The 8371-nt window shown below is 70.5% G+C and carries 6 protein-coding genes and 1 pseudogene; 4 read left to right on the forward strand and 3 right to left on the reverse strand.

The window, feature by feature from the left end; translation table 11 throughout:
• Together FAF44_RS50255 and FAF44_RS50260 are read right to left on the reverse strand one after the other, a co-directional pair.
• Nucleotides 1-439 (reverse strand): annotated as a pseudogene (locus FAF44_RS50255) (aminoglycoside phosphotransferase family protein); the annotation flags it as partial.
• A gap of 48 nt (nucleotides 440-487) precedes the next feature.
• On the reverse strand, nucleotides 488-2023 hold the full coding sequence (locus FAF44_RS50260; protein WP_237110591.1) for a long-chain fatty acid--CoA ligase: 1536 nt from the start codon (nucleotides 2021-2023) through the stop codon (nucleotides 488-490).
• A 152-nt stretch (nucleotides 2024-2175) separates the two neighbouring features.
• Here FAF44_RS50260 and FAF44_RS50265 point away from each other — a divergent pair, with 152 nt between their 5' ends.
• From FAF44_RS50265 to FAF44_RS50280, 4 genes are all read left to right on the forward strand, one after another.
• On the forward strand, nucleotides 2176-3723 hold the full coding sequence (locus tag FAF44_RS50265) for a GMC family oxidoreductase (protein ID WP_237110592.1): 1548 nt from the start codon (nucleotides 2176-2178) through the stop codon (nucleotides 3721-3723).
• Between the two features lie 31 nt (nucleotides 3724-3754).
• Complete coding sequence (locus FAF44_RS50270; protein ID WP_237110593.1) at nucleotides 3755-5008, forward strand: cytochrome P450; 1254 nt, start codon at nucleotides 3755-3757, stop codon at nucleotides 5006-5008.
• Nucleotides 5009-5063: 55 nt separating this feature from the next.
• A complete protein-coding gene (locus FAF44_RS50275) occupies nucleotides 5064-5903 on the forward strand; it encodes an alpha/beta fold hydrolase (protein ID WP_237110594.1) in 840 nt (279 codons plus the stop codon).
• Between the two features lie 161 nt (nucleotides 5904-6064).
• Nucleotides 6065-7306 carry a cytochrome P450 gene (locus FAF44_RS50280; protein ID WP_237110595.1) on the forward strand — a complete coding sequence of 414 codons (1242 nt, stop codon included), beginning with the start codon at nucleotides 6065-6067 and terminating at the stop codon, nucleotides 7304-7306.
• A gap of 34 nt (nucleotides 7307-7340) precedes the next feature.
• Here FAF44_RS50280 and FAF44_RS50285 read toward each other — a convergent pair.
• Nucleotides 7341-8371: hypothetical protein (locus FAF44_RS50285; protein WP_237110596.1), on the reverse strand; the 1031-nt coding region annotated here is incomplete at its 5' end.

Here is an 8371-nt window from a genome sequence, read left to right on the forward strand (position 1 = left end):
GGGCCCACACCGGGGGCGGGGTGGCGTGCAACTCGGCCAGCAGGTCGATGACCTGGCCGCGGTCGGCGGGCGGCAGGGCGTCGCCGAAGTCGCCGGCCCGGCCCTCCTCGTACGGGAAGACGCTCAAGGCGTAGCGGTGCCGGTCGAGACGGCGCAGCGTGGCCCCGTCGGCGGCGCGCAGCGGGGCGACGACGAACTCGAGGCCCGCCTCCTCGCGCAGCGCCGCCGCCGTCTCCATGGCCGAGCGGAGTTCGTCGTAGTCGCGCCGCCGCACGTCCGCCACCGTGACGAACCAGCGCCGCCCGGCCCGGTCGGCCGCCACCCAGTGGAAGTCGCCGAAGCCGACCGGGGCGTAGCGCAGGCCGGTGGCCTCGATGCCCCAGCCGGTCAGCGCGGGTCGCAGCAGTTCTTCGTCGAAGTCGTCGGGTCGATCTCGCATAGGCGGCAAGCTACCGGGCCGCGGCGATCTCCGCGGCCCGGCGGGGAGTCAGCGCAGCTCGCGCTTGAGGATCTTGCCGGTGGCCGTCATCGGCAGGGCGTCCCGGAACTCGACGATCCGCGGGTACTTGTAGGCCGCCAGGTTCTGCTTGGCCCAGGCGATCAGCTCGTCCTCGGTGATCGCGGTGCCGGGGGTGCGGATGACGTACGCCTTGACCTCCTCGCCGTGCGAGTCGTGCGGGACGCCGACCACGGCGGCCAGCGACACGGCCTCGTGGGTCATGAGCACCTCTTCGAGCTCGCGCGGGTAGACGTTGAACCCGCCCCGGATGATCATGTCCTTGGCCCGGTCGACGATGGCGTAGTAGCCGTCGGCGTCACGCGTGGCGATGTCACCCGTACGGAACCAGCCGTCGTTCATCACCTCGGCCGTCGCCTCGGGCCGGCCGTGGTAGCCCTTCATGATGTTGTGGCCGCGGATGGCGATCTCGCCGGGCCCCTCGCCCTCGATCGTCTTCCAGCCGTCGTCCACGAGCTTCATCTCCACCCCCCAGATCGGGGTGCCGATCGTGCCGGGCTTGGCGGTCCGGCCGGGCTGGTTGAAGCTGGCCACCGGGGAGGTCTCCGACAGGCCGTAGCCCTCCATGATGCCGATGCCGAAGGTCTGCTCGAAGTCCCTGAGCACCTCGACGGGGGACGACGCGCCGCCCGCGACGGCCACGCGCAGCGCGCGGGGCACCTCCGCACCCTCGCTGTGGATCTTCGTGAGCATGGCCCAGTACATGGTCGGCACGCCCGCGAAGAACGTCACGCCTTCCTTGGCCATGAGCGCGAGCGCCTCGCCCGGCTCGAAGCGCGGCATCAGCACGACCGAGGCGCCGCGCAGGAAGCCCGTGTTCATGACGGTCGTCTGGCCGAAGGAGTGGAACAGCGGCAGCACCGCGAGGTAGGTGTCGCCGCCCTCGGTGCTGGGGAACATGCGGTCGCTGACGATGGCGTTCATCAGCATGTTCTGGTGGGTGAGCTCGGCGCCCTTGGGCTGGCCGGTGGTGCCGGAGGTGTAGAGGATGACCGCGGTGTCGTCGGGCGCGGTCTGGGCGGTGGCGAACTCGCCGGACATCCCGCCGAGCGCCGCCCAGATCGACTCGCCGTACTCCGACTCGGTCGCCAGCGGCGTGGCGGGCAGCACGAAGAAGTGCTCGCAGCCCTCGGCGGCCTCGAAGCCGGCCCTGCCGCGCTCGCCGAGCGGCAGTTCGGGCGTGCCCTCGAAGCAGAACAGCGCTTTGGCGTGGCTGTCGTCGAGGTGGTAGGCGATCTCGCGCGGCTGGAGCAGGACGTTGAGCGGCACCACCGTCGCGCCGGTCTTGAGGATGCCGAAGTAGACGAACGGGAAGTACGGCAGGTTCGGGCAGGCCAGCGCCACCTTGTCACCCTTGCCGATCCCGCGCGCCACGAGCAGGTTCGCGACCTGGTTCGCCACGGTGTCGATCATGGAGTACGGCAGCCGCATGTCGCCGAAGACGATCGCTGTGCCGTCCGGGGTGTTCCTGGCGCTGTCCTCCAGGACGACCGACAGGTTGAGCATGACGCCTTCCTCCCTTTGTTCGCCTTTGGCGCCATCTAAGCAGGACAGTCATACTGACCGGTAGGTAAACGTGGGTCACAACTGCGTATGGACGTGTCGTCCCTGGGTGAAGTATGCAAGTAGGAAGTTACTCACCCCTTGGAGAGGCCGTCATGGACTACGACTACGTGATCGTCGGGGCGGGTTCGGCCGGCTGCGTGCTGGCCAACAGGCTGTCGGAGGACCCCGGCGTGTCGGTGGCGCTGGTCGAGGCGGGCGGCAAGGACGACAAGCTCGAGATCCGCATGCCGGCCGGCTTCTCCAAGCTGTTCAAGACCGACTACGACTGGAACTACACCACCGCCAAGCAGAGCGAGCTGTCCGGCCGCGAGCTCTACTGGCCCAGGGGCCGGGTGCTGGGGGGCTCGTCCTCGCTCAACGCCCAGATGTGGGTGCGCGGCTGCCAGCGCGACTACGACCAGTGGGGGATCCCCGGCTGGGCGTACGACGATGTCCTGCCCTACTTCAACAGGGCCGAGCGGCGCGTCGGCAGCAACCGGGGCGGCGTCTACGGCGGCGACGGCCCGCTCTACATCTCCGAACTGCGCAGCCCCAACGTCACCACCGCCGCCTTCCTGCTGGCCTGCGAGGAACTGGGCTACCCCCGCCTGGCGGAGCTGAACGGCCGCGCCCACGACGGCTACAGTCCCACCCCCGTCACCCAGAACCGCGGCAGGCGGTGGAGCTCGGCCGACGCCTATCTGCGCCCGGCGCTGCCGCGTCCCAACCTGAGCGTCATCACGGGCGTCACCGTCGAGCGGGTGACGTTCGACGGCCGGCGCGCGACGGGCGTCGAGCACAGCGGCGGCGCGCCGATCCGGGCCCGGCGGGAGGTCGTGCTGGCGGCGGGCGCGATCGGCTCGCCGTACCTGCTGATGCGCTCCGGCGTGGGCGCGGCCGACGAGCTGCGGGCGGCCGGGGTGCCGGTCGTGCACGAGTTGCCCGAGGTCGGCAAGAACCTCCAGGACCACCTGTCGGCCGGCGTGGTCGTCGAGTGCCGGCGGCCGGTGACGCTGAGCAAGGCCGAGTCGGTGGCGAACCTGCTGCGTTACCTCGTCCTGCGCTCCGGGATGCTCACCACGAACGTGGGGGAGGCCGTCGCGTTCATCAGGACCTCGCCCGAGGAGCCCGCGCCCGACATCGAGCTGATCTTCGCGCCCGGACCGTTCGTCGACCACGGCCTGACCCCGCCGACCGGCCACGCGATCACCGTGGGCGTCGTGCTGCTGCAGCCGGACAGCCGCGGCCGGGTCGGGCTGAACGGCCCCGACGTCGTGATCGACCCCGGCTACCTGACGGCCGAGCCCGACGTCAGGCGGCTGGTCGAAGGGCTGAAGGCGGCCAAGCAGGTCTTCGCCACCACGGCGATGAAGCCGTACGCGGGCGGGCCGATGGCGCCGTACTGGGGGCCGGAGAGCGACGAGGAACTGGCCCGGTGGGTACGCGAGCGCGCCGAGACCCTCTACCACCCGGCCGGGAGCTGCCGCATGGGCGCCGACGACGGCTCGGTCGTGGACCCGGCGCTGCGCGTGCGCGGCGTCGAGGGGCTCAGGGTCGTGGACGCGTCCGTCATGCCGACGCTGAACCGCGGCCACACCCACGCCCCCGCCGTCATGATCGGCGAGAAGGGCGCCGACCTGATCAAGGCCGCCCGGACTTGACGTAAGTGGGCACTTGCGTAGGCTCGCTGGTATGAGTCTGCCCGCGGACCTCGACCTGTCGCAGATCCCGTTCTGGGGGCGGTCGCAGGCCGAGCGCATGGACGCCTTCCGCATGCTGCGCGAGCTGGAGCGCCCCGTGTTCGTGCCGGAGCAGGCCGTGCCGTTCATCGGCGGCGGCCCCGGCTACTACGCCCTCGTGCGCCACGCCGACGTGACCGAGGCCAGCAGGAACGCGGCGGTGTTCAGCAGCGAGCCGTGCTCCAACAGCATCCCCGACATGCCGCGCTGGCTGAGCGGGTACTTCGGCTCCATGATCAACATGGACGACCCGAGGCACGCCCGGCTGCGGCGCATCGTCTCGCGGGCGTTCACGCCGCGCATCCTGTCGAAGATGGAGGAGGACCTCGCGCGGGCCGCCGCCGAGATCGTGGACCGCGCGATCGAGGAGGGGCCGGGCGACTTCGTCACCCAGGTGGCCGCCCAGCTCCCCGTCCGCGTCATCTGCGACATGATGGGGATCCCCGCCACCCACCATGACCTGGTGCTGCGCCGGACGAACGTCATCCTCGGCAACGCCGACCCCGAGTACACCGGCATCGCCCCCGGCTTCGGCCGGCTCAACGTCGCCCGCGGCCTGGTCAGGCTGCTGCACGCCGGCTACTCGCTCAACCGGCTGGCCGCCCGCCTCGGCGACGAGCGGCGCAGGCGGCCCACCGGCGACCTGGTCAGCCTGCTGGTCAACGGGGAGGAGCGGCTCACCTCCCAGGAGCTGGGCTCGTTCTTCATCCTGCTGGTGGTGGCGGGCAGCGAGACCACGCGCAACGCGATCGCGTACGGGCTCAAGCTCTTCACCGACCACCCCGAGCAGCGCGAACTGCTGCTGGCGGACTTCGACGGGCGGGTCGCCGGGGCCTGCGACGAGATCGTCCGATACGCCACGCCGGTGATCCAGTTCCGCCGCACGGTGACGCGCGACCACGAGATGAACGGCACGGCGTACCGCAAGGGCGACAAGGTGCTGCTCTTCTACAACTCCGCCAACCGCGACGAGACGATCTTCCGCGACCCCGCGACCTTCGACATCACCCGCGACCCCAACCCGCACGTCGGCTTCGGCGGCCCGGGGCCGCACTACTGCCTGGGCGCGCACCTGGCGCGCAGGGAGATGAGCGTGATGTTCCGCGAGCTGTTCACCCGGCTGCCGGACGTCCGGGCGGTGGGGGAGCCCGACTTCCTGTTGTCCAACTTCATCAACGGTGTCAAGCACCTGAGATGGACGTTCTGAGCCGCCTGCTGAAGTGCGCGGTCCCGGCGGATCCGGCGTGCTAGGTTTCGCAGTCATGGAGATCAGGACTATCCACGCCAATGGTGTGGAGTTCGCCTATCTATCGTTGGGGGAGGGGCCGCTGGCCTTGTGCCTGCACGGCTTCCCCGACACCGCGCACACCTGGCGGCACCTGATGCCCGCGCTGGCCGAGCGCGGCTACCGTGCGGTCGCGCCCTTCCTGCGCGGCTACGCGCCCACGGAGATCCCGGCCGACGGCGCGTACGAGGAGGCCGCGCTGGTCGCCGACGTACGCGCGCTGCACGAAGAGTTGGGCGGCGGGGACGACGCCGTCGTCATCGGCCACGACTGGGGCGCCTTCCCCGTCTACGTCACCGCCGAGCGCTTCCGGCGGGCCGTCTCGCTGGCGGTGCCGCCGCCCGGCCTGCTGGCGGGCGGCTTCCTGGAGTACGACCAGCTCAAGCGCTCGTTCTACATCTTCCTGTTCCAGACCGGCCTGGCCGAGAGCGCCGCCGCCACCCCCGGCTTCCTCGATAACCTCTGGCGCGACTGGTCCCCCGGCTACGACGCCGGCGAGGACCTCGAGTTCGTCCGCCGCAGTCTCGGCGACCCCGCGAACCTGAGCGCGGCCATCGGCTACTACCGGACCATGCTCGGCAGCACACCGCCCTCCGGCCGCTACCCGGCCATCGAACGCCCGATCACCGGACCCGTCCTGTACCTGCACGGTGAGCGGGACGGCTGCCTCGGCGCCGACCTGGTCAAGGGCGCGCCCGACCTGCTGCCCGAGGGGTCGCGGGCCGAACTGGTGGCGGACGCCGGGCACTTCCTGCACCTCGAACGGCCCGCCGAGGTCAACCGCCTCATCCTCGACTGGCTCGGCCCCGCCTCCTGAACCCCGCCCGGCCCGCTGAACCGGCCTGCTGAACCGGCCCGCTGAACCGGCCTCGTCCTGCGCGGACGAGGCCGGGTGGAGCCGTGGATTTCTCGCGGTGGGTACGTACGGTGTACGTCGTACCCATTGACGTAAGTGGCCGCTTTTCGAATGATGGCCTCATGAGCGTCCTGGACTTCGACCTGTCGGACCGCGGCTTCTGGGCCAAGCCCATGACCGAGCGGGAGGAGGCGTTCGAGCGGCTGCGCTCGCTGCGCGCCCCGGCCTTCTTCGAGGAAATGGAGATGTCCTACGCGCCGAAGGGGCCGGGCTACTACGCGCTGGTCAAGCACGCCGACATCCTCGAAGCCAGCCGCAACCCGGAGGTCTTCTGCTCGGGCGACGGCGGCGCGACGAACATCCCCGACATGCCCGCCGAGTTCGCCGAGTACTTCGGCTCCATGATCAATATGGACGACCCCCGGCACGCCCGGCTGCGCAGGATCGTCTCGCGGGCCTTCACGCCCAAGATGATCAAGCAGTTCGAGGCGGACGTCGAGGCGGCGGCCGTCGGCATCGTGGACGACCTCGTCGCCAAGGGATCCGGCTGCGACTTCGTGACCGAGGTGGCTGCCCGGCTGCCGTTGAAGATCATCTGCGACATGATGGGCATCCCGGAGCGCGACTACCAGTTCGTCTTCGACCGCTCCAACCTGATCCTGGGCGGCTTCGACCCCGAGTACACCGGCGGCGACCTCGAGCAGCTCGCCGAGAAGCTGCTCAACGCCGGCATGGAGCTGCAGCAGCTCGTCCAGGACCTGGCCGCCCACCGCGCCGACCACCCCACGAACGACCTGACCTCCTCGCTGGTCAACGCCAACATCGACGGCGAGCGGCTGACCATGCAGGAACTGGGCTCGTTCTTCATCCTGCTGGTCGTGGCCGGCAACGAGACCACCAGGAACGCCATCTCCTACGGCCTGCGGCTGCTCACCAAGAACCCGGACCAGCGCGCGCTCTGGCTGGCGGACGTCGACGGCCGCGCGCCCGGGGCGGTGGAGGAGATCGTCCGGCTGGCCTCGCCGGTGAACTACATGCGCCGCAAGGTCACCAGGGACTTCGAGATGAACGGCCACCTGTACCGCGAGGGGCTGAAGGTCGTGCTGTTCTACTGGGCCGCCAACCGCGACGAGGCCGTGTTCCGCGACCCGCTGAGCTTCGACATCACCCGCCACCCCAACCCGCACGTCGGCTACGGCGGCCCCGGCCCGCACTTCTGCCTCGGCGCGCACCTGGCCCGGCGGGAGATCACGGTGATGTTCCGCGAGCTGCTGCGCCGCGTCCCGAACATCGAGGGCGGCCGGCCGGACCGGCTGCACTCCAGCTTCATCAACGGGATCAAGCACATGGAGTGCACCTTCTAGCCCGGCCTGGCCCGGCGCCGGCCGCCGGGCCGGGTCAGGACTGGCCGGTCAGCCGGACCTGGTTCATCACCGTGCGGATGTCGGGCAGGAGCTGCTTGCTCTCCGACGGGATCGAGATGTAGACGATGGCCGGCACCTCGGCCCCGGTGTTGATGGCCATCGTCACGATCGTGGCCTTCTCGGTGTCCGACGTCAGCGCGTACGCGATCAGCCGCCCCGTCTGGTCGCCCACCTTGATCGGCTGCTGGGCGATCTTGCGGACCTTGTTGCCGGTCGGGAAGAAGTTCCTGCGGGCGCTCACCACGACCTGCTTGATCACCGGCTCGAGGTCGTCCTGCTGGTAGAACGAGGCCAGCCGCTGCGACAGCGGCCCGGACATGACATGGGCGTACCGTTCCGGCGCCACCTGCACGTACTGGCGGGTGTCGAAGCCGTAGGTGCCCTTGACCGTGGTGCGCTCGTCGAGCTGCCAGGTGCCGCCCAGACGCGGGACGCTGATCCCGGCGTCGGCGTCGGGGACCCGGCCGACGACCGGCGAGGGGTCGCCGGAGTACTTCGGCAGCGGTCCGATCGAGGTCGCCGGCTTGGTCGTGGTCTTCGCCTGGGGGCTCTCCGAGGCGCTCTGCTCGGCGCCGAGGCCCGCGCTGGACGGCTCCTCACTGGCCAGCGGCCCCCACAGGAACGCCCACAACATCGCGGCGATCAGCGCGATCACCACGGAGCCGCCGAGCGCGTAGATCCAGATGGGCTTGCCCGGCTCGTCGTCGTCCAGGTCCTGGTCGTCCATGGACTGGTAGTTGTCGCCGAAGACGGTGTTCCAGAGCTCCTGCTGGCGCTCGGGCGGCGGGGTGCGGGAACCGCTGATCTGACCGGCCGTGACGAACCGGTTCTCCGGGTCGGACGGGTCGCGGCTCAGGTTGGAGCCGGGGCGGCCGTGCTGGCCCTCACCGGGGGGCACGCCGGGGGGTGCGGAGTCCATGGGGGAGGACGGCATCGCGTGTGCGTCGTTGTGCTGGGCGTGGGGCGGGTGCTCGTCCCCTGGGCGCTGCGGGGGCGGGCCGCCGT

The sequence above is a fragment of the Nonomuraea sp. MG754425 genome (genome assembly GCF_021699195.1).
GTDB lineage: Bacteria > Actinomycetota > Actinomycetes > Streptosporangiales > Streptosporangiaceae > Nonomuraea.

Excerpts from the sequence above, each read along its gene's own strand:
- FAF44_RS50265 (WP_237110592.1), top strand. The coding sequence starts at position 2,176 with ATGGACTACGACTACGTGATCGTCGGGGCGGGTTCGGCCGGCTGCGTG.
- FAF44_RS50270 (WP_237110593.1), top strand. The coding sequence starts at position 3,755 with ATGAGTCTGCCCGCGGACCTCGACCTGTCGCAGATCCCGTTCTGGGGG.
- FAF44_RS50275 (WP_237110594.1), top strand. The coding sequence starts at position 5,064 with ATGGAGATCAGGACTATCCACGCCAATGGTGTGGAGTTCGCCTATCTA.
- FAF44_RS50280 (WP_237110595.1), top strand. The coding sequence starts at position 6,065 with ATGAGCGTCCTGGACTTCGACCTGTCGGACCGCGGCTTCTGGGCCAAG.
- FAF44_RS50260 (WP_237110591.1), bottom strand. The coding sequence starts at position 2,023 with ATGCTCAACCTGTCGGTCGTCCTGGAGGACAGCGCCAGGAACACCCCG.